Source organism: Enterovibrio litoreus (assembly GCF_045679545.1).
Lineage (GTDB): Bacteria > Pseudomonadota > Gammaproteobacteria > Enterobacterales > Vibrionaceae > Enterovibrio.
Genome location: NZ_CP166194.1, coordinates 1629845 through 1650398 on the forward strand (window position 1 = coordinate 1629845; position 20554 = coordinate 1650398).

General features: G+C 46.0%; 15 protein-coding genes. 7 read left to right on the forward strand and 8 right to left on the reverse strand.

The window, feature by feature from the left end:
* Positions 1 to 25 precede the first annotated feature (25 nt).
* The gene (locus tag AB8599_RS07175) at positions 26 to 1717 is read right to left on the reverse strand and encodes an NAD-dependent malic enzyme (RefSeq protein ID WP_407333057.1); all 1692 of its coding nucleotides are present in this window, start codon (positions 1715 to 1717) and stop codon (positions 26 to 28) included.
* 272 nt (positions 1718 to 1989) lie between these two features.
* Here AB8599_RS07175 and AB8599_RS07180 point away from each other — a divergent pair, with 272 nt between their 5' ends.
* Positions 1990 to 4335 carry a helicase-related protein gene (locus tag AB8599_RS07180; protein ID WP_407333058.1) on the forward strand — a complete coding sequence of 782 codons (2346 nt, stop codon included), beginning with the start codon at positions 1990 to 1992 and terminating at the stop codon, positions 4333 to 4335.
* A 106-nt stretch (positions 4336 to 4441) separates the two neighbouring features.
* On the opposite strand, the gene AB8599_RS07185 is transcribed toward AB8599_RS07180, so the two are convergent.
* From AB8599_RS07185 to AB8599_RS07195, 3 genes are all read right to left on the reverse strand, one after another.
* A complete protein-coding gene (locus tag AB8599_RS07185) occupies positions 4442 to 4975 on the reverse strand; it encodes a dihydrofolate reductase family protein (protein ID WP_407333059.1) in 534 nt (177 codons plus the stop codon).
* A gap of 93 nt (positions 4976 to 5068) precedes the next feature.
* Positions 5069 to 5551, reverse strand: a complete 483-nt coding sequence (locus tag AB8599_RS07190; RefSeq protein WP_407333060.1) for a YajQ family cyclic di-GMP-binding protein — start codon at positions 5549 to 5551, stop codon at positions 5069 to 5071.
* A 57-nt stretch (positions 5552 to 5608) separates the two neighbouring features.
* Complete coding sequence (locus AB8599_RS07195) at positions 5609 to 6667, reverse strand: 3-deoxy-7-phosphoheptulonate synthase (protein WP_407333061.1); 1059 nt, start codon at positions 6665 to 6667, stop codon at positions 5609 to 5611.
* A gap of 339 nt (positions 6668 to 7006) precedes the next feature.
* Here AB8599_RS07195 and AB8599_RS07200 point away from each other — a divergent pair, with 339 nt between their 5' ends.
* Positions 7007 to 7810: a putative PEP-binding protein gene (locus tag AB8599_RS07200; RefSeq protein WP_407333062.1), complete on the forward strand. Its 804-nt coding sequence runs from the start codon at positions 7007 to 7009 to the stop codon at positions 7808 to 7810.
* Positions 7811 to 8044: 234 nt separating this feature from the next.
* Positions 8045 to 8881 (forward strand): S1 RNA-binding domain-containing protein, encoded by an 837-nt coding sequence (locus AB8599_RS07205; protein WP_407333063.1) that lies wholly within the window; start codon positions 8045 to 8047, stop codon positions 8879 to 8881.
* Positions 8882 to 9173: 292 nt separating this feature from the next.
* Here the strand turns inward: AB8599_RS07205 and rsmF are convergent, their stop codons facing one another.
* The 3 genes from rsmF to AB8599_RS07220 all read right to left on the reverse strand — a co-directional run bounded on the left by rsmF (position 9174) and on the right by AB8599_RS07220 (position 14646).
* Positions 9174 to 10604: a 16S rRNA (cytosine(1407)-C(5))-methyltransferase RsmF gene (gene rsmF, locus AB8599_RS07210; protein ID WP_407333064.1), complete on the reverse strand. Its 1431-nt coding sequence runs from the start codon at positions 10602 to 10604 to the stop codon at positions 9174 to 9176.
* A 141-nt stretch (positions 10605 to 10745) separates the two neighbouring features.
* Positions 10746 to 13370, reverse strand: a complete 2625-nt coding sequence (locus AB8599_RS07215; protein ID WP_407333065.1) for an MlaD family protein — start codon at positions 13368 to 13370, stop codon at positions 10746 to 10748.
* The gene (locus AB8599_RS07220; RefSeq protein WP_407333066.1) at positions 13357 to 14646 is read right to left on the reverse strand and encodes a PqiA/YebS family transporter subunit; all 1290 of its coding nucleotides are present in this window, start codon (positions 14644 to 14646) and stop codon (positions 13357 to 13359) included. The genes AB8599_RS07215 and AB8599_RS07220 overlap by 14 nt, the downstream gene beginning before the upstream one ends.
* A 385-nt stretch (positions 14647 to 15031) precedes the next feature.
* Here AB8599_RS07220 and AB8599_RS07225 point away from each other — a divergent pair, with 385 nt between their 5' ends.
* From AB8599_RS07225 to AB8599_RS07240, 4 genes are all read left to right on the forward strand, one after another.
* On the forward strand, positions 15032 to 15490 hold the full coding sequence (locus tag AB8599_RS07225; protein WP_407333067.1) for a GAF domain-containing protein: 459 nt from the start codon (positions 15032 to 15034) through the stop codon (positions 15488 to 15490).
* A gap of 114 nt (positions 15491 to 15604) precedes the next feature.
* Positions 15605 to 16261, forward strand: coding sequence for an RNA chaperone ProQ (proQ, locus tag AB8599_RS07230; protein WP_407333068.1), 657 nt, complete (start codon positions 15605 to 15607; stop codon positions 16259 to 16261).
* A 17-nt stretch (positions 16262 to 16278) separates the two neighbouring features.
* Positions 16279 to 18282: a carboxy terminal-processing peptidase gene (gene prc / locus AB8599_RS07235; protein WP_407333069.1), complete on the forward strand. Its 2004-nt coding sequence runs from the start codon at positions 16279 to 16281 to the stop codon at positions 18280 to 18282.
* A 151-nt stretch (positions 18283 to 18433) separates the two neighbouring features.
* Entirely contained in the window at positions 18434 to 19102 is a 669-nt protein-coding gene (locus AB8599_RS07240; RefSeq protein WP_407333070.1) for a hypothetical protein, read from the forward strand.
* 70 nt (positions 19103 to 19172) lie between these two features.
* On the opposite strand, the gene pncB is transcribed toward AB8599_RS07240, so the two are convergent.
* Positions 19173 to 20351: a nicotinate phosphoribosyltransferase gene (pncB, locus tag AB8599_RS07245; RefSeq protein WP_407333071.1), complete on the reverse strand. Its 1179-nt coding sequence runs from the start codon at positions 20349 to 20351 to the stop codon at positions 19173 to 19175.
* Positions 20352 to 20554: the final 203 nt, after the last annotated feature.

Here is a 20554-nt window from a genome sequence, read left to right on the forward strand (position 1 = left end):
TTTGCAGTTATTTAACGGCTTGGCGTTAGAAGGATGTACGTTTGTATTGGCGGTACTCAGGCTTCCAGAAGATAGCATCAATGCGTTCCTGCAACGCCTCTTCCGTCAATTCCAGAGCAACACCTTCTTCTATTGCTTTCTTTGCTACAGCAAGGGCAATGTATCGTGATACAGCTTGGATTTCTTCAAGTGGCGGCAGTAGTGGCCCACGACCGAATTTTGCGAGCGGTGAACACTCTGCCAATGCGCGGCTTGATTCCATTAGCATGCCATCAGTGACTCGTTTTGCGTCTGTCGCCAGAACACCCAGACCAATACCAGGGAAGATATAGCTGTTGTTGCATTGTGCAACGGTATAGGTTTTACCGCCGTCCAGAACAACAGGATCAAACGGGCTACCCGTTGCAACCAGCGCTTCACCATTGGTCCAACGTAGGATATCAAAAGGTGTAGCTTCAACACGGCTGGTCGGGTTAGACAGCGGGAAAACAATCGGGCGTTCGCAATGCACGTGCATGGCTTTTATCACGTCTTCACTGAACAGACCTGGCGCACCAGAAACACCAATCAAAACGGTTGGCTTAGCGTTCTTCACAACATCAAGCAGTGAAATGTTTTGGTCAGCTAACTCCCAATCTTTGATCGCTGATGATTTTTGCACCAGTCTTTGCTGGAAGTCTAACAGGTTTGGCATGGCGTCAATCAATAGACCCCAGCGGTCGACCATAAACACGCGTTGGCGTGCTTCTTCGTCACTGATCCCTTCAGATACCATTTGAGCAATGATCGCTTCTGCAATACCGCAGCCGGCAGAGCCTGCGCCAAGGAAAGTGATACGCTGGTCAGACAGTTTGTTGCCTGCAGCCTTACATGCCGCGATCAATGAACCAACAGTCACGGCGGCAGTGCCTTGAATGTCGTCGTTAAAACAGCAGACGCGGTCTTTGTAGCGCTCGAGGATTGGCATCGCATTCTTTTGCGCGAAATCTTCAAACTGGATCAGCGCATCAGGCCAGCGATGTTGAACCGCTTGGATAAATTCTTCGATGAAATCATCATATTCTTGACCGGTTATGCGCGTGTGTCGCCAGCCCATGTACATCGGGTCAGACAAGCGTTGTGGGTTATTGGTGCCGACGTCTAGCACGATAGGGAGCGTATACGCAGGGCTGATACCGCCACATGCGGTATAGAGCGAAAGCTTACCAATAGGAATGCCCATGCCGCCTATGCCTTGGTCACCCAGACCAAGAATACGCTCGCCATCGGTGACAACGATAACTTTTACGTTGTGACGGGAGGCGTTGTTGAGCATGTCATCTATGCGGTAGCGATTCGGGTAAGAGATAAATAAGCCGCGACCACGACGGTAAATTTCCGAAAAATTCTCACAGGCTGCACCCACGGTTGGGGTGTATATGATCGGCATCATTTCGCTGATGTGGCTATTGACCAAACGATAGAACAGGGTCTCGTTCGTATCTTGGATATTACGCAAGTAAATGTGCTTATCCATATCGTTTTCGAAACGCAGATATTGCTTATAAGCTCGCTCAGCCTGTTCTTCTATCGACTCAATAGCTTCGGGAAGTAGACCTTCCAGATTGAAGAACATCCGTTCTTCAACAGAAAACGCGCTACCTTTGTTTAACAGCGGCGTTTCTAGCAGCGCGGGCCCAGCGTAAGGAATGTAGAGAGGACGTTTTTGATTATGCATGAAGAAGACAACTCAATTCTTTCAGAAGACATGATTAAAATAGGGTAAGTGTTTAGAGAAAAGGGAATTCACTCCCCATCAATGCAGTGTAGTGGTGTTAACCTTGGACGTTCAAGATCATTTTAGACAAAGCGACCCCTCGTACTCTGAAACAGTGACCTGCCACAAATTAGCGGGGTGGATATCCACACATATACCCGTTTGGCGGTGTGTGTGAACCATTCTGAGGTACACTACCCGCATAGAAATTCAAACGCCTACATGACGAATTCATGAACAAATCGATCATTACACTGCCCATTGACACCATTCAACACGCCGTCGAACTCGCTTTATCCAGAAATAATGTGATTATTCAATCCGACACAGGGACGGGAAAATCGACGCGTTTACCTGTTTGGGCGTCGAAACTTGGCCGAGTGTTGGTCATAGAGCCTCGTCGAGTCGCTTGCACATCACTAGCGGGCTTTGTCGCGGAAAGCTTCGGGGCGCAAATAGGTGAAAAAGTTGGGTATGCGATCAAATTTGATTATCGCTTTAATGATCAATCTCAGATTGTGTTTGCGACCCCTGGCGTCGTGCTTCGTTGGTTCAGTGAGGATAAGCTTGCTCAGTTCGATGTGGTCATGATTGATGAATTCCACGAACGGCGTGCAGAAACCGATTTACTGGCAGCGTTACTCAATAAACTTAACAAGCACCGCTTGATCATCACGTCCGCCACGTTAGACAGTGACAAACTCAGCCAATATTTTCATGCAGAGATGCTTAAAGCGGATGCCAAGAGTTACGGTGTCACGATCTCCCATCATGCCTTAGACAGCCAAATGATGCCATCGGGCAAGCACATTGAGTCAAGAGTAAAAACCTTGGTGGAACGTGCTTTAGAACGCGGCGGTGATTTGCTGGTGTTTCTTCCGGGCAAAAAAGAAATCAATCTTTGCCGTTCGGCGCTGAGTGGACTCGGTGCTGATGTTATTCCACTTCATGCTTCTGTCTCCGACCTTGATCGAAAACACGCTCTGAACCAAAGCGACAATCAACGTATTGTGTTGGCGACCAATGTAGCGGAAACCTCACTAACCATTCCTGGCATTGTGACCGTCATCGATACGGGAATGGAAAGGCGCACCCATCAACGTAATGGTCGAACAGCGTTGGCGCTTCACTCAATTTCAAAAGCGAGCGCTAAACAGCGGGCAGGCCGAGCAGGGCGAATTGCGTCGGGCTATTGCGAGCGACTTTATGGCCAGCATGCGCCGTTAGAAGCGTTTACACCGCCAGAACTTGAACGCGAAGACTTGATTGAGACCATGTTAGCCGCCGCGTGTTGCGGATTCACGTTGAAGGAACTCTCGTTTCTGTCTCCTTTGCCCGAAAAATCACTCCTGTCTGCCACGACGAGACTGGTGGCAATGGGAGCAATTGATGACAAAGGTGTGGTGACAGAGCACGGTAAATTGCTTTATCCACTGCCAATTGATTCCTTATTTGCGCACTTAATCTCTGGTATGTCGTCGAAAGCGAATAGAGAAGCCATGTGTGATTTGGCCGCTATCTTGCAAACGCCTATGTCAGTGTGGAAGCGTCGATCTGGTGAGATAGCGTTGGAAAAAATCAAAGCATGGAACCCTCATCTATGTGACGTTGTCACATCCATAGCTGTGCTACGCGGTGAGCAGCCAGAAGACATTGATGTGGATCTGCTTGCACTTGATGAAGCAAGGCGTTTATCTGCGTCTTTGAGGGAGGCTATGGTGTTGCCGCAATGGGACGCTGCCAGTCGATTCCAGCGAGAAAGCTTCTTGCGCAATGTTATCGACATTGTACCCGCGCTAGCTTATGTAAGGCGAGAGAAGCGACAACAGGCGTTTGGAAATGGTGTCAATGAAGTGGTACTCAGCCGTGATAGTGATTTCCTCGCAGAACCGCAAGCGGCGCTAGTCTTTGATCAGTTCCACTTGGCTGGCCGAGGCGCAAAGCAAACCACATCGTACGCCACCTGCATGGCGCCAGTGCCTTTTTCATGGCTTGTGCACGCCGATTTGGGCGAGCTGGAAATCGCTGAGCAGATTGAAAAAACGGGCAAAGTGATTGATGTGGTTCAGCGAGTATATGCGGGGCGAATCATCCAAAAATGTGAACGTGAAGCCGAGGGCGCGAGTTTACTTCTCGCGATAGCTAAGCAGATTCTAGACGGTGAATTGATGAATGGTGTTGGCGAGCACATATCCCATCAGATCACTTACTGGAATTTGTTCCAAACATTGGTTGCTGAAAAACCCCAGCCAGTCGTTGATGTCTTGGTTTGGCTTGAGCAGACACTTTCTGAGCTTGGTATTGAAACGGTTGATGATATGGACTTGATCGACCCAAGCGATATTGAATTTGATGGTATTCCTGAATGGGAGTTTGACGATTTTGTTCGGACATACCCGTTACAGGTTACCTTGGCTGAGTTAAAACTCGACGTTGAATATTTTAGATCTAAACGCCTGGTGGTTGTTCACTATGTTCAGGGCGGTCGGAAGGATGGACCAAAACGTTGGGAGTTACCTTCGTGGAACGGATGGCGAGTTAAGTACAAAAAAGCGAGCCGTATTGTCGATGTTAAGTAGCCGCATCTGAGATTGAGTAGCCAAGCGGATGTGAAGCAATTTACTCTGATGTAATGTTTAAAAAGCGAACTCGTCAAATCGAATTCGCTTAATTTTAGGTGTTTGATTAACGCACGCGGCGATAGTGATTTTTCACCATGGCGTTCAACAACACTTCGCTTTTTACCAACGTATATTGTTGAGGTTGCTCAAGCAGACCAAACAGTGATGCGCCGCCACCGAGTAACGTAGGGATTTGAGTGACAATAAGTTCGTCAATCAGATCTTGTTCTACAAAACTCTGAACGGTTTTACCGCCGTCTATGTAAAGCGTTTTATAGCCTTGCTTGTTGAGATTGGTGACAATCTCTTTGATATCTCCAGATACAAGAAACACTTTGTCTTCGTAGGCTTTGGGAATGCACTTGAGGGTATGACTTATGACGAAAACGGGCTTGGAGTAGGGCCAGTCAATACCAAATCCACAGACTGTTTCGAAAGTATTTCTGCCCATCACCAATGCATCAACACTTTGCATGAACTCAGCCCACCCAAAATCCAAGCCCTCAGGATTAGGAATGCTGTGAAGCCATTCAATACTGCCGTTTTTGTCGGCAATGTAGCCATCCAAGCTTGTGGCAATATAAACGATGTTAGTCATTGGTTTTTTCCTAGAACAGGTTCAAAAAAACAAAAAAGCCATTCACTCGATTAGCAAATGGCTTCTCAATTCAGCAATAAATCAGGATTTGAATTAGTCGCGGAAATTGTCGAATTGGAAGGGTTGCCCCATATCCGCTTCGCGAACCAATTTCATCACAGCTTGCAGGTCATCACGGTTCTTGCCCGTCACGCGCAACTGATCGCCTTGGATTTGCGTTTGCACTTTGATCTTGGCTTCTTTAATCAGCTTAACCAGTTTCTTGGCAACTAAGGCTTCGATACCGTTTTTGAAATGCACATCGCTGAAAAAGCTTTTACCTGAGTGAATCATGTCTTTCGGTTCCATCGCGCGGGCGTCAACGCCGCGTTTCGCGAGGTTGCCGCGCAGAATGTCCATCATCTGATTGACCTGGAAATCGGATTCTGCTGAAACCTTTACGACTTCTTTGTTGAGTTCAAAACTCGCGTCCACGTTACGAAAGTCAAAGCGGGTAGCAAGTTCGCGTTTGGCATTATCGACGGCGTTTTTTAGCTCAACGTTGTCAATCTCCGATACGATATCAAAAGAAGGCATAGTGTAATCCTGATGTTTATTTAATTAATAAAAAGTGGCGATATAAAGCTGCTTAACTTAACCGTTGCGCTGTGCAACAGCATCTGACAGCATTTGTAGCATGGTTTCTGTATCACCCCAGCTCAAGCACGGATCGGTAATCGATTTACCATAAGTGAGGCTGTCAATTTTGTCTTTGTCGACGGCTTGATTGCCTTCTTCAATAAAGCTCTCCGCCATGATACCTGCAATGTGGTTATCGCCATCAGTGATTTGCTGACAAATGTCCGCAGCGACTTCCATTTGGCGTCTATGTTGTTTTTCACAGTTTGCATGGCTGAAGTCAACAACCAAGCGAGGCGTGAGATCGAAAGACTTAAGATCATCAGCCGCACTCGCAACATAATGATGCTGGTAATTGGGTTGATGACCACCACGTAAAATAACGTGACCATAAGGATTACCGCTGGTGCGATAAATGGTCATCACCCCTTGCTTGTCTGGCGAACAGAACAAGTGAGACGTTTGGCTTGAACGGATAGCATCAATGGCTATTTTGATATTGCCATCGGTTCCGTTTTTAAAGCCAACAGGGCAAGACAAGGCCGACGCCATTTCACGGTGGATTTGAGATTCCGTGGTGCGTGCACCAATCGCTCCCCAAGACACCAAATCAGCAATGTACTGACCGGTGATCATATCGAGAAACTCAGTCGCTGTTGGCATGCCAAGGGCATTCACATCCAGCAAGAATTTACGCGCTTTAAACAAGCCCTCACGGAGATGACAGCTGCCATCTAGGCGTGGGTCATTGATCATGCCTTTCCAGCCAACAACAGTGCGGGGCTTTTCAAAATAGGTGCGCATGATGATATGAAGCGTATCGCGATGGGTATCCGCAAACGCTTTCAGGCGTTTTGCGTAATCAAGCCCTGCTTCTGGGTCATGAATCGAGCATGGTCCTACAACAACCAGCAGGCGTTTGTCGCGTCCTGCCAGAATGTCTTCGGCTTGCTGACGCGCTTCGGCAATATGCAGTGCAACAGTATCAGAGAGTGGGGAAGCCGCTTCCACTTCTGCTGGCGTTGGCAAAGTGTCAACAGGTTGTGTTCTTAGTTCGTCGGTTTTAATCGGCATGGACACTGCCTTCCTTACTTCATCGTTGTTGCGAAGCCAGTAAGATATCAAAATTTCGTGCTCAGAAAAGCAAGGAGTTTATGTTTCAGCAATTTATTCGGTTTATTGCCGCAGATTTCACCCGTTCGAGAAGGTTTTGCAGGTAACTTGTTCCTCTCGTTTAGCAAATATGTAAAACAAAAAACAAATTTGTTTTTTCACTTGTAACGGCTCAGTAGTCTGGGTATGTTTTCATGCACAGCGACGAAAATCAGATGGTTGCAAAAAACTGTCACAGATTCGCTAACAATTTTATGCCGTCATGGCACGTTGATTTTTACAAGGCAGTATTGGTGCACTATGTCTCAAATGGATTTGACCTACACTTACGTTCTTAAATCGCCCGCGCAACTGGAGAATCCCGAGCAGAAAATTGGCCTAGTGGCATTGGGGCCACTTTATAACAATGCTGTCGGTGTTCATCCTGCATCGTTGGATGACAAATCCGAATCGATTGAAACACTGGTCGCACTGCTTGAAAGAACATATCAAAGCAACTCAGCGCGACCACTTAGAGTGATGCTGAATGAGCAAAGTGCACTTTCTTTGCGTGATCTGACAGGCGGTGAGTCTGAACCCAATGAAGCCAACCCAGCGATGGGTCTGCGCGGCGTTTCTCGCTTCGCCAGTGCAGTGGGTAAGCCTGGTTTTGTGTTGGAGTGCGATGTACTTAAAAGTGCTATTTGCGATAAGAACCTGCCAGTAGAAATTGTGGTTCCTTTTGTTCGTACCTCGAGTGAAGCTGCGACCATCATTGATTTGTTAGCAGAACAGGGGTTATGTCGTGGTGCAAAAGGGTTGAAGGTACTGCTGGCATGCCAACTTCCTTCAAACGCGGTTCTGGCTGAACCATTGCTCGCGTATTTTGATGGCATTGTGGTTGACGTTGACAACTTGGCGGCATTCACCTTAGGTGTGGATTTTGCAGATGATGCATTGCCGTATGCTTTCAATAAGAACAATGAAGCTGTGCGCAGTTTGATTCTAGATACCATCCGTAAAACGCAACTGGCAGAGAAACCGATTCAGGTTCTCACGCAGGCGACCGATACTTTTATCATTGAGCTAGCAGAAGCGGCCAATGTAGAGCTGGTTTACCAGTAATCGAAAGATCACTTTGTTGCTTATCGTCTTCGATTTGAATCAGCACGGTTTATACGATTGTCTAAACGCCACGCTAGCCGTGGCGTTTGTCGTTTTGGCGTAAGACAGCCGCGAAGTTGTCGGAAAACTGCCCAATAAAGAAACAATCAAGCATTCGCATTCAAATTACTACAACCGTCACTTGCATAAATCTCGTATACTGCGCGGTAGTTAAAATGAATGAGCAAAACCTCAATGATTAAAATTGGTCAGTTGAACACTCTTACTGTTGTAAAAGAAGTTGATTTCGGCGTGTTCGTCGATGGTGGTGAAGACTACGGCAATATTTTGCTGCCTAAGCGATATGTCCCGAAAGGCACCCGAATTGGCGATGACTTAGAGGTGTTCATTTATTTTGATTCACAAGATGAAATCATTGCGACGACTGAAAAGCCGTTGGCACAAGTTGGTCAGTTTGCAAAACTGAATTGCATCAGCACAACACCAGTGGGCGCTTTCCTTAACTGGGGGTTGCCAAAAGATTTGCTGGTGCCATTTAGCGAACAGCGTTTCAAAATGCAGGAAGGCCATTCGTACTTGGTGTATTTGTACTTAGATAAGGCATCTGGCCGCATTGTTGGTACCACCAAATTCAATAAGTTTCTCGATAAAACACCAGCGCGTTACGAGAAAGGCGAACAGGTTCATGTCACTATCGTGGAAGAAACTGAATTGGGTTACAAGTGCGCAATCAACGATGCCCATTCAGGTTTACTGTTTAAATCGGAAGTGTTTGGTAAATTGTTCGTCGGCAAAAATTTGCGAGCGTACGTAAAACAGATGCGTGAAGACGGCAAGATTGACCTGTCTCTGCAAAAGCTTGGTCGTGGCAAAATGGACGATCTGTCTGAAAAAGTGTTGCACACGCTCGAACTAAAAGGCGGCTTCTTGCCAGTTAACGATAAGAGCAGCCCTGACGTGATCTTTGAATTGTTCCGCACCAGTAAGGCAACATTTAAGAAAACCATTGGTAGCCTTTACAAAGAGCGTCGCATCCGCATTGAGCGTGATGGCATCCATCTCATCAAATGATTTTCCACTGATCATCACGCTATCAGATTGATTTATAGAAAAAGCTGCTTCGGTGGCTTTTTTTGTGTCTGTTAGTTTGTGACTTAATGCCGCAGGATAGATGTCAGGTAGGGGAGAAACGATAAGAAGTTTTAGATAAAAAGAGTCCGGAACGATTCCTGTTCCGGACTTAGGGGAATGGCTCGTTAGAGCCTTGCGCTAACTGGTTTATTAAATGGATATTAATAACACTTCAAAATTTAGTCTGCGCAAGGCGGGTGTGGTGTTTCATCATTAAGACTTTTGTATTCAACTAGTCGAGGAATAAATTCATGTCTCTAACTAGCTCTCTTGGAAGGCCATTTTTGATGCGGTTGCCTACCCATTTGCCAATACCAATTGGCTGATTTCGATAGCACACGATAATTTCGCCTTTACCTGCGCCGTCCGTTGGTCGTATATCTCGACCCATGTACCATTCTTTAGCATCTTGCGCTGACAGTTCAACACAGGATTTCTCTGTTCCCTTTGCCAACGCCATAATGGCTTCATGTTGCCAGCGGAATCCATTTTTATGTGACTCTGCCAGTTTCAATCCAATACGATCGAATTTTATCTCTGGCAGCAAGGCTTCGACGTGGGATGGGAATATCCATACTTCCTTGTCGCGAAGCCAAACATTGGAAGCGCCAGGTACATCTAGCCCCAACGTCTCTTTTAGTGCTAAGCAAACAGTTTCCGCGTCATTTGGCTTGGCCTTTTGAAATGGAAACTTGCGAGGGCGTTTTTTTATCATTTCGCTGCCAACACTCGCGGTCTTTTTCAAGCGAGCGACGAAGAAGCCTTCGCTGTCAAAAATCTGAGGGAAGACGTGCAAGAAGCCTTCTTCAGTGCAAGCTGCGGATGCGCCCTCGAACAGTGTGTTGAGTGGCTCAAACTCAACGGCATCGCCAAAGGTTTCTTTGAGGAAATAACAAACATGCTGGTTTTCCTCGTGGCTTAAGGTGCATGTAGAGTACACCATGGTGCCGCCGGGCTTCAGGGCATGAAACGCACTGACGATCAGATCTTTTTGTGTATTCGCAATGTCGTTTACCGCTTCAAGGCTCCAATTGGCAAACGCGTCTGCATCTTTACGAATCGTGCCTTCGCCTGAGCAAGGCGCATCCAGCAAAATGGCGTCGAAAGTCTCTGGTAGCCATTCACCGAACACACGGCCATCGTATTTGGTCAACGCCGCATTGTGCACACCGCAACGTAACAGGTTAGCGTGAAGGACCTTCACACGACTTGCGGAATACTCGTTGGCAACCAGTAATCCGGTGTTGTTTAGCGCCGCGGCAATCTGAGTGGTCTTAGAGCCTGGTGCCGCTGCCATATCGAGAACACGGTCAAGTTGGCTCTCATTTTCTAACAAGGCTGTCACAGGCAGCATTGAACTCGCTTCCTGAATATAGAACAGTCCTGCCATGTGCTCAGCTGTGTTGCCAAGTGGAACGTTATCGTTTTCATCCTGATCGATCCAGAAACCGGTGTTACACCAAGGAACGGGTGCGAGTGTCCAACCTTTCTCTGCCGCGCGTTGTTTAAAATCTTCGATCGACGTTTTGAGTGTGTTGACGCGAATGCTTCGGCGCAAAGGACGCTTACAGGCGTCAACAAAGTCAGTCATGGAAAGGTGGGAAGGCAGGATTTGTTCTATTTGCTCTAAGAACAATGCTGGCATGTCGATATTTGGGTGCACCGGCGCGGTCTCTGTTAAGAATTTCTGAACTGCGAAGTGTAAAAGGAAAGGGGCTCCGACGCCAGATCAAGCGCGAATAGGCAAAGAAAAAGGCGCAGTTCGATGAAGATCTGCGCATTAATTAATCAGTGACGGATGACTCTAGAAGTAGGGGATGGCGGTACGCCATGACTTCCATTCATCTTGCGGTTGCTTGTGAAGGAGGAAATGCTGATCGGATCTCGCAGGCGTCGCCAGTTTATTGCCTTCAGGTGTGGCGAACGAGATACCACCTTTGATAATACTTTCCAATGTACCGCTTCGAACATTGGCACCCGTTAGGCCAATGGAAACGTCGACACCGGATTGATTCCAGAACACCGTGTTGTTGCGAACAAGATGCTTATAGTCATCACTGATCTTCACTTCAATCAATACGCGGTCGGCAAAGCGGCCCAGACTCACATCGGTCACTGCGCCTACCTCAAAGTCACGAAATAGAATCGGGGTGCCGACAGTCACGGAATCACGGTTTTCACTCTCTAAAATGAGCGTTAATCCGCCCGCATACTCCGCGGCTTTATGAAGCTGGAATGACTGACGTTTCGCCCCTTTCCCGGGAACGACCGAAATGTATGCGCCGAACAAAGAATCGAGATTTTCTGTTTTGGTTAAACTAAGTGTTGGTTGAGCCACCCAAAAGTAGCTAGTTGCACGCGCTAATTGTTCAGAAAACTCGGGATAGATTGTGGCATTCACGACCACACCATCATCTTTAAACGCAGGCGAGAGCTTAGTGACTTCACCGACATCTACACCTTGGTAACGGATCTTACTTCCTGATGATAGCCCGCTTGCATTGTCTGCAGTGAAAGTCAGTTTTAGGCCATAGTTTTGAGCTGCGGTAAGGCTGTTATATAACTTCCAATATTCGCCAACTTTGTTATCAATACCTTGTATGTTCCCAAAAGATATGCCGCCAGCGATGATAGATTTCAACGAGCCCGTGTCAATTTCTACACCGGAAAGCCCTGCTTTGATGTCGACACCAGAATGATTCCAGAACACAGTGTGTGGTGTGATCAGGTGATGATAGCGGTTGTCGATTTGCAGCGTGACTTTCACTTGATCTTGCGCTAACTCAAATTGCTCAACCTTACCCACCGTGAAATTTTTATACATCGCAGGACTGCCTTCAGAAACGGAGGGGAGTTTGTTGGCCGTCAGTGTGATGCGTTTGAAACCTTTCAGTGCTTCTTTGGCATTGCGAGCAAGGATTTCAGATTTAAACAGAGCGTACTTCGTTTTCGCTTTGTCTTTACCTTCGCTGGTGAAACTAATGGTTTGACTGACCATTTGTGAAAATGTCGGAACACTAAATTCGATTCCTTCAGCGCTCACATTTCCGCTAATGCCACCTAACACAAAGAAGCGTGATTCACTTTTAACAAGATGCTTGTAGTCAGGATCAATGACGAGGGTGATTGATACATCATTAGGATTTAGTTTTGTGTCACTCACGAAGCCAACTTGAATGCCACGATAAATAACGTTAGTTCCTTTTTTGAGCCCCCATATATTATCTGCACTTAGCGTTAGGGTAAGTGCGCGAGGGTCGTCAACGAGCATAGTTTCGTTTGTCTTCGCAGCGAATTCATAACTTTTCTCACCGTCACCAGGTTGAAGTGACAGAGTGTTTCCTGTGACTAAATTAGCGAGATGTTTAACGCCATCAAGAGATAATTCGGGCTTATCAATGATGAACTCAGTGCCGGTTGTCAACGTCCACGCCATAGACGGGTTGATATTGGCTTGAGCCACAGTCCCTGAGAAGTTGTCATTAAATTGAATACCGTTGAGACGACCAATTTCTAAGCCTTGGTAAACAATAGGGGAATTTGGATTGGTAATCCCATGGTTTTCAGGGAGAACAATGGTGACAGGAAGTCCACGGTCAGTATCGTTAATCGAGGTGTACAATGTGAACACTTCCAGCGGTACAGCGTGCTCCGCATCTTGGGGAGAATCAAATGCGATGCCACCAGCCAGCACGGATGCTAGGTTCTCAACTTTAACATCAACGCCATTCAAGCCGATGTCTGCGCTAACACCACTGACATTCCAAAACTTAGAACTTTTCATCACCAACTTGGCGTATTCTTTCTTGATGCTAAGTGACAGCGTCACGCCCTGGTTGTCTGGTGTAAGGCGATAGTCGACCACTTCACCAACACGGATTTTCTTAAAGTAAATGCCAGAGCCAATACTCAATGAACCCAGGTCAGGGGCTTGCAGCTGGATATGAAGATTACCGTCACCAGAGGCACTAACAGGGGGCTCTTCGGCGGCAACAAAAGTGGTGCGCACTTCCCCTTTTCCAGGCTGAACCGCAATGTAGTTACCTGTTACCAGGGCATCTAATCCAGTAATTCCGGTGATAGACGCTTTTGGTCTCACCACCCAAAATACAGTGTTCTGTTTTAGTATTTTCGTGGCTTCGGGGTAGATGTCCGCTTCGGCAGAAATACTTTTTAGATCATCTGACAGCGTTACTTTTCGAACAATGCCGACCTCAAGGCCTTGATAGCGTATTGTGGTTCTTCCGGCTTCAATGCCTTGCGCATCAGTAAAGTAGATTTCAATCCGCTCACCTGCCTCGTTGACTGACTTGTACAACAGCCAACCGGCGAGTACGAAAGCGAGGGCGGTAAAAATCCAAAGCGGAGAAATGCCTTTGTCTTTTTTTATTTGTGGTTCAGTTACCTGAGAGTCTTCAACGTTGCTCATGCTTGTCCCAAATAAGTCGAGAATCGAGGCTGTCGGCTGAAATCATGGTTAATACCACGACCAACCCAAAGGCAATAGCGCCTGGCCCGGGAGTAAAATCAAGTAAGTTGCCACGGTCAATCAATGAAACCATGATGGCAATAACACAGAGATCCATCATTGACCATTTACCAATCCACTTAACGAAACGATAGATTTTCATGCGCTGTCCGCGACCCATTTCAACGTTTAGTTGAATACAAATCAAAATGTACAAAAGGCCAATGATCTTTGCGACAGGCACGATGATGCTGGCTGTGAAAATGATGATGGCTATCCCATACATCCCTTGTTTTATCAGGCCAGCAACGCCAGAAAAAATAGTGTCTTCAAATCGCTTACCGTTACTCAATAAAATTGAAATGGGGTAAAAGTTAGCGGGGAAGATAAAAACAATGGCGGCAAGAAGTGATGCCCATGTTTTTTGAAGGCTTTGAAAAACGCGAGGCTCCAATTTTGCACTGCATCGAAAACAGCAGTCATGGTTGCTCTTTTGCGTTAACCCACAATGCTGACAACGGATCAGTGTTTCAGTCTCCACTTTGTTCGTGCTGAAACCAGTGGTATTTAGTTCATTCGTACTTAATGCATTCGTAGCTTGAACGTTCGTTTTCGCGTCATCAATGTCAATGTCTTGTATGGCTTCATCGTTGACGCTGTAAACATCCCAGTAGCGCTTGGGGGAGATGCGAGACAACAAAAATGCCACTAGCACCTGCAACAAGACAAAACTGAGTAATGCAGGCCCCACAGATATCTCCGCAATCTCAATAACTTTGAAGCCTGCCACGGCCAAACTAACAAGAAACACATCGATCATGACCCAATGCTTGATGACTTTCAGACAATATGTGGCGAAATATAGGGATTTAGCATGATGAAAATGCAGAGCCAAGTTTGCTGCCAAAATTGAAACGAGAAAAAGCAGAGGGGCAATGGCGGTGCAAAAAACAACCAGCATGCCAACAAGCGGGAAGGTGTCGAGTAAGGTTAGCCCGCCACTTGTCACTGTGGTGGAGAGTGGAACCCCGACTAAATTAATCGACAGCAATGGAAATAATTGCGCAGGGACAAACAGCGCGAGAGCGGCAAACGTTATCGCCACTTCACCAGATCGGCTCAGTGAAGAATTCTTAATGACGCGAGAACCACACCCAGGGCAACACGCACTGAAACCCCGCTGTACAGGGATTTCTTGCAATAGCAGATCACAGGAAGTGCACTTAAGCACGCGCATGGCGAATTTTTCCCCTCAGGTCATTCGAATCACCCATCGATTGGGTATAGTTTAGAACCTAACACTACACATGCGGCAGTGTTGCTGTTGAGACCCTGTCCATGGGATGCTTCATGTTACTTTACAGGGCACCTAATAAGTCAGTGAGCCATTGGTAACAGGTAGGCGCTGCGAATGTGCATCTTAATCAATCTGTTAGTTAAGAACACGCAGTTTTTGCTAATACATCAATTTTCCATGGCGAAACGAGGAAAGAGTCTCGATATGCGGCGTGCACACAAGGCCATGGCTTGATCGTTTACATGTCATATTAATGCGTTAACGTTGAACACTCACTGAATAGCCACTATCTTAGCTAACTCGCTTCAAATGGATGTAGCAATAAATGGATAATAAAACTGAATTTTACGCGCTTCTTGCCCGCCAAGCTGTTTCCCTTATAGAAAATGAGCCTAACCTCATTGCCAACCTCGCCAATGTGAGTGCATTGCTGTTTCAATCGCTAGACGACATTAATTGGGCGGGATTCTATCTGGATGATGGCGAAGAATTAGTGCTTGGGCCATTTCAAGGCAAAACAGCGTGTGTGCGTATTCCTTATCAAAGAGGCGTTTGCGGAAGTGCGTTTCGTCACAAACGTGTAGAAAGAATAGCGGATGTGCATCTTTTTGAAGGTCATATCGCATGTGATGCAGATAGCCGCTCAGAAATTGTTTTACCTTTATACAGAGGAAAAAAATTGTTGGGTGTGCTGGATATAGATTCGCCAAAAAAAGCAAGATTTGATGACCATGATGAAACCGGACTCACTTTATTGGTCAATGAATTGCAAAAACACCTCTAAATTTAAGGTTCTCTGTGGTTTTTCAGTCACAGGTATCTATAATACGCAGCACTAAATTTGTTAACTCGTACACAATCTCTGTTGTCGCCATTGCGCAAAGAGACAGGAAGAAAAATGGAAAACACTGAAAAATTAGCTAACAGCAAGCAAGTCATTGCCTATATCGCTGAACGTTTCCCTGCATGTTTCACCCTAGAAGGTGAAGCTCGTCCACTGAAAATAGGCATATTCCAAGACTTGGCTGAACGTCTTGCTGATGATGCTAAAGTCAGTAAAACTCAACTTCGTGCGGCACTTCGCCAATATACCTCTTCCTGGCGTTATCTTTACGGCGTAAAAGCCGGCGCGATTCGTGTTGATCTTGACGGCAACGATTGTGGTGAGCTTGAGCAAGAGCATGTTGATCATGCGCAAACCGCTTTAGCAGAAAGCAAAGCGCGTGCAGCTGAACGTCGTAAAGAGCAAGCAGCGAAAAATGGCGATAAAAAAGCCAACGCGAAAGAGAAAAGAGCGCCAAAATCAAATAAATCAACAGCTAACCCAGCAAATTCTCGACCAGCTAAGGCAAAAAATACTAAGCTAGTTAAGAAGCCGGTTGAGCCACGTCGTGAACTCAAGGCTGAAGATATTGTCGTAGGTAAGGACGTAAACGTTAATATGGGTAATGGCAACATGCCCGCTACGATTGTAGAACTTAACAAGGACGAGGTTCGCGTCCGTTTGAGCAATGGTTTAACCATGCTAGTTAAAGCGGAGCACCTCAGTTCGTAAAGGAGATCCTTCGACGCATGATCTGTCGATTCCGCTTTTCCGTGATTGCTGCCAGCTTAATGCTGGTGGCATCCACTCAAGCCTTAGAGGCTAATTACGCCACCGCTGAGCTGCCAACATTGGTTTCTGAGCCTCAGCATAAAGCCGCCAGCGTGAGGATTACTCGCAACTTCGAAACGTCGCATTACAAACAGTTCGATTTGAATGACGACTTTTCTTCCAATGTTTTTGATCGCTATCTTGAAACGCTAGACTTCAACCGCCTCTTCCTAACACAGGTAGAAGTAGATGCGATGTCAAAGTGGCGCACAAGTATTGATGATCAATTGCGCTCAGGTGACACTTCAGCGGCTTACGACATTTTCAATACCTCATTGAAAAAGCGTTTTGAGCGATATCAATACGCGCTTTCTCTACTTGATAACGAAATAACGTTTGATGTAGAAGAAGAAATGCTGATTGATCGAAGCGAAGAGCCTTGGGCAAAGAGCACTGAAGAATTAAATGAGCTTTGGCGTAAACGAGTCAAAAACGACGCGCTGAACCTCAAGCTTGCAGGTAAGACATGGCCTGAAATTCAGGAAACCTTGTCAAAACGCTACAACAGTGCAATGAAGCGATTAATTCAAACCAAGAGTGAAGATGTTTTTCAGGTATACCTGAATGCTTTCTCTCGTGAAGTTGATCCGCATACCAGTTACCTTTCTCCTCGAAACGCAGAACAATTCCAGTCTGAGATGAATCTGTCCCTTGAAGGGATTGGCGCAGTGCTGCAAGTTGAAGATGATTTCACCGTCATTCGTTCGCTTGTTGCTGGTGGTCCTGCATCGAAATCTAAAAAGCTCTCTCCGGGTGATCGCATCATTGGTGTTGCACAGGATGATGAGCAGGTGGTTGATGTGATTGGTTGGCGATTGGATGATGTTGTTCAGCTTATTAAGGGGCCTAAAGGCAGCAAAGTTGAGTTGCAGATATTGCCTGAGGGCGCGAACGCAAAAAGTTACAACGTCACTCTTGTGCGAGACAAGATTCGCTTGGAAGATCGTGCTGTAAAATCAGAAGTGATTGAGCAGGGTAAATCTAAAGTTGGTGTTATCTCAGTACCGAGTTTTTACGTTGGTCTTGCGGAAGACACCAAAAAAGAAATCGCAAACCTGAAAAAAGAGAATGTCAGTGGCCTTGTCATTGACCTTCGTAACAATGGTGGCGGCGCGTTGAGTGAAGCATCGGCATTAACAGGTTTGTTTATTGAAGGTGGCCCTGTTGTGCAGGTTCGTGACAGTTATGGTCGCGTGAAAGTGAACAGTGATACCGACAGAGCGATTTACTATGATGGTCCAATGACGGTATTAATTAACCGTTACTCGGCTTCAGCATCAGAAATTTTTGCAGCGGCGCTTCAAGATTATGGACGTGCTGTAATTCTTGGTGAGCAATCCTTCGGTAAAGGCACTGTTCAACAACACAGGTCATTGCAAAAGATCTATGACTTGGGTGACAAGCCTCTCGGTCATGTTCAATACACAATTCAAAAATTCTACCGCATAGATGGTGGCAGTACTCAGCATTTAGGGGTTGTGCCTGACATTCCGTTTCCAACAGCCGTTGATCCGGCAGAAACCGGTGAGAGTGTAGAAGATAATGCTTTGCCATGGGATAGCATTAACCCGGCTGCTTACAAAAAAGTAGGTGAGCTAAACCCTTTGTTCAAGGGCTTGGATAAAGCGCACCAGGACCGAATCAAAACCGACACTGAGTTTGGTTATATTCTGAGTGACATAGAAGAATATAAGACGTTGAAAGACGACAATACGATTTCTCTCAGTGAAAAGGCGCGAATTGAAGAACAAGAAGAAGCAGACAAAAAGCGTCTTACTCGTTTGAATGAGCGTCAGGTAGCCTCAGGTAAATCACCATTCAAAACCTTGGATGATGTGCCCAGTGACTACGAGCAGCCAGATGCTTATCTGAATGAAGCTGCTTTCATCACGCTTGATTTGGCAAAAAAACTAAACAGTTAATGTGATTTTCATCGTCACTGAATAAAAAGCGGGCTTAGGTCCGCTTTTTCTTTTTTCAATAGAAGAAGTAACATAATTGGTCGGTAAACCAACGCGAAATAGTGATGTTTGTCTAAAATTAAAAAGATGATATCAAGCGAAGGGAAAGCCGATGACGAAGTTGATAAGCCTATTGATTGTAGTTCTCTCTATCTGCACACCAGTCAAAGCCCAAGATCTTACCCAGTTAGACTTCCCATTATTAATTGGAGATTGGTACTGGTTTAGCCCTGATCAGCAGAAAGGCACGGGTACTAGTCCAGACGTAAAATACAAAGCCATTAATATCTCATTCAGTTCAGATTACCGCTTTAATGTAAAACTACTCAATGCAGATGGCAGCGTTGAAGAAGCGAAAGGGGTTTACGATCTTGATGATTCCACATTAGTGCTCAACGACGAGTTCGGAGATTCACAGCATCATGAGTACAAACTCAATCACAACCAACTGATGTTGAAAGGCGCACGATTCACCAAAATTTTGTCTCACAATTTGTCGGGTGCTTGGTTTAGTGATGTCATCGAAGGGAAAGATGTTGATGAAGAAGTGAAGGAACTTGCGTTGATGCTGCGTCCCGATTTTTTGTTTTCATTCAGAGTGTCTGGTAAACAAGGGCAAGAGGTTACTCACCGTGGTGTTTACTTTCTAGAAGATGATCATCTTGTTCTGATTTATCGAGGTGGTCAGCAGGACTCACAATTCGAATTGGATGCGAACACGCTGACTTTGACCAATACCAAGTTTGGTATGGAAGCGATACTCAGACGTCAGTTAGAGTAGTTGGTAATCCGACGACATTAAAATGAATGAAAGGGCGCTTGAGTAGCGCCCTTGTTGCAATCATACAAATTCAAATGTTGAACGCTTTCTTCAATGCGTTGAGATAATTGCTGTCTCGACAAATTGACTTTCCAGGCTCGTCTGAAATTTTCGCCACGGGTTTTCCGTTGCAGGTAACAAGTTTAATCACGACGTTCAGAGTTTCAACATTCGGTAAGTGGCATGTTAGCTGCGTACCAATGCCAAACGATGTATTAATGCGTCCTGAAAAGTAGTGGTGAATATCGAGCGCTTTCTCTAGCGTCAGCCCATCGGAAAAAATCAGTGTCTTTTCCATTGGATCGATACCCAAACTCTCATAGTGTGCTATTGCTTTCTCGCCCCAATCAATTGGGTCGCCACTGTCGTGTCGTAGCCCAGAAAATTGTTGACTCAAATGCGGAGTGAAGTCTTTAAGGAAAGCGTCCATGTTGATGCAATCAGTGAGGGCTATCCCCAGTTTGTTGGGGTACTCCTGCAACCAACGGTTCAATGCAATCTGTTGAGAATCCGCCAAATCACCCGCGAGTTGTTGGTGAGCTTGGAACCATTCATGCGCCTGTGTTCCTACCGCGGGGATACCATGTTTTTTCGCCAGCCAAAGGTTTGATGTTCCAGCAAAGTGGATCGAATGATGAACCAGATGATCGACGATGACATGATGCACGGCTTTTGAAAAACGGCGGCGAGTACCAAAGTCGACAAACTGAAACGCTTTGTCTGCATTGGAAAGGGCACGATGAGTCGAAAGCACACCGAGTTTCATTTCCAGCAACGCCAAGGCATCTTCTGGTTGCAGCGCTGGATATCTTTCGTGACAACGTAACTCGCAAATTATAGCAAGTAATGGGACTTCCCATAGGATGATATCAAGCCATTTCCCTTCGATTCGAATAGCAAGTTGGCTATCTTCAATGGATACTGTGACATGATCTGCATTAAGTGAGAACGAAGATAAGAAGTTAAGATAATCAGTCTGATAGAGTCCTAGGGTAGAAAGGAAAGCAATTTCATCCTCAGAAAAAGACAGGTTGGCAAGAGCATGAATTTCCGATTCTAACTGTGATTTGAACTCAACAAGGCTTTCATCGCTACGGCAATGAAACTCGGCGGCGGCAACCACATCACCATAGTGATGAAAGATAGCCTGCTGCATATTTAACTTGTACGCATCCGTGTCTAATAATGACGAAATAATGGGCGTTTGCATGCCTGATTTTATACCTCGAATCGGGTGTCGACTGAACGTTGGCAGTTCTCGCCCAGTTGCGCCAGGCAGTTTATAGTTAAGGGTGCAAATTTAACGTCAAATTAGGCTGTGTAGTCAACCTATTGATAATACGATCTCGCTCTATTTATACTCATTCAGCAGCGCGTTTGGTTATTCGTTGCACAGTCAAGCTATAGCAATGC

Coding starts and splice junctions, on each gene's coding strand:
- pncB (WP_407333071.1), bottom strand. CDS start 20,351: ATGCAAACGCCCATTATTTCGTCATTATTAGACACGGATGCGTACAAG.
- AB8599_RS07225 (WP_407333067.1), top strand. CDS start 15,032: ATGGATAATAAAACTGAATTTTACGCGCTTCTTGCCCGCCAAGCTGTT.
- AB8599_RS07220 (WP_407333066.1), bottom strand. CDS start 14,646: ATGCGCGTGCTTAAGTGCACTTCCTGTGATCTGCTATTGCAAGAAATC.
- AB8599_RS07215 (WP_407333065.1), bottom strand. CDS start 13,370: ATGAGCAACGTTGAAGACTCTCAGGTAACTGAACCACAAATAAAAAAA.
- proQ (WP_407333068.1), top strand. CDS start 15,605: ATGGAAAACACTGAAAAATTAGCTAACAGCAAGCAAGTCATTGCCTAT.
- AB8599_RS07200 (WP_407333062.1), top strand. CDS start 7,007: ATGTCTCAAATGGATTTGACCTACACTTACGTTCTTAAATCGCCCGCG.
- AB8599_RS07180 (WP_407333058.1), top strand. CDS start 1,990: ATGAACAAATCGATCATTACACTGCCCATTGACACCATTCAACACGCC.
- AB8599_RS07185 (WP_407333059.1), bottom strand. CDS start 4,975: ATGACTAACATCGTTTATATTGCCACAAGCTTGGATGGCTACATTGCC.
- AB8599_RS07195 (WP_407333061.1), bottom strand. CDS start 6,667: ATGCCGATTAAAACCGACGAACTAAGAACACAACCTGTTGACACTTTG.
- AB8599_RS07175 (WP_407333057.1), bottom strand. CDS start 1,717: ATGCATAATCAAAAACGTCCTCTCTACATTCCTTACGCTGGGCCCGCG.
- prc (WP_407333069.1), top strand. CDS start 16,279: ATGATCTGTCGATTCCGCTTTTCCGTGATTGCTGCCAGCTTAATGCTG.
- AB8599_RS07190 (WP_407333060.1), bottom strand. CDS start 5,551: ATGCCTTCTTTTGATATCGTATCGGAGATTGACAACGTTGAGCTAAAA.
- AB8599_RS07205 (WP_407333063.1), top strand. CDS start 8,045: ATGATTAAAATTGGTCAGTTGAACACTCTTACTGTTGTAAAAGAAGTT.
- AB8599_RS07240 (WP_407333070.1), top strand. CDS start 18,434: ATGACGAAGTTGATAAGCCTATTGATTGTAGTTCTCTCTATCTGCACA.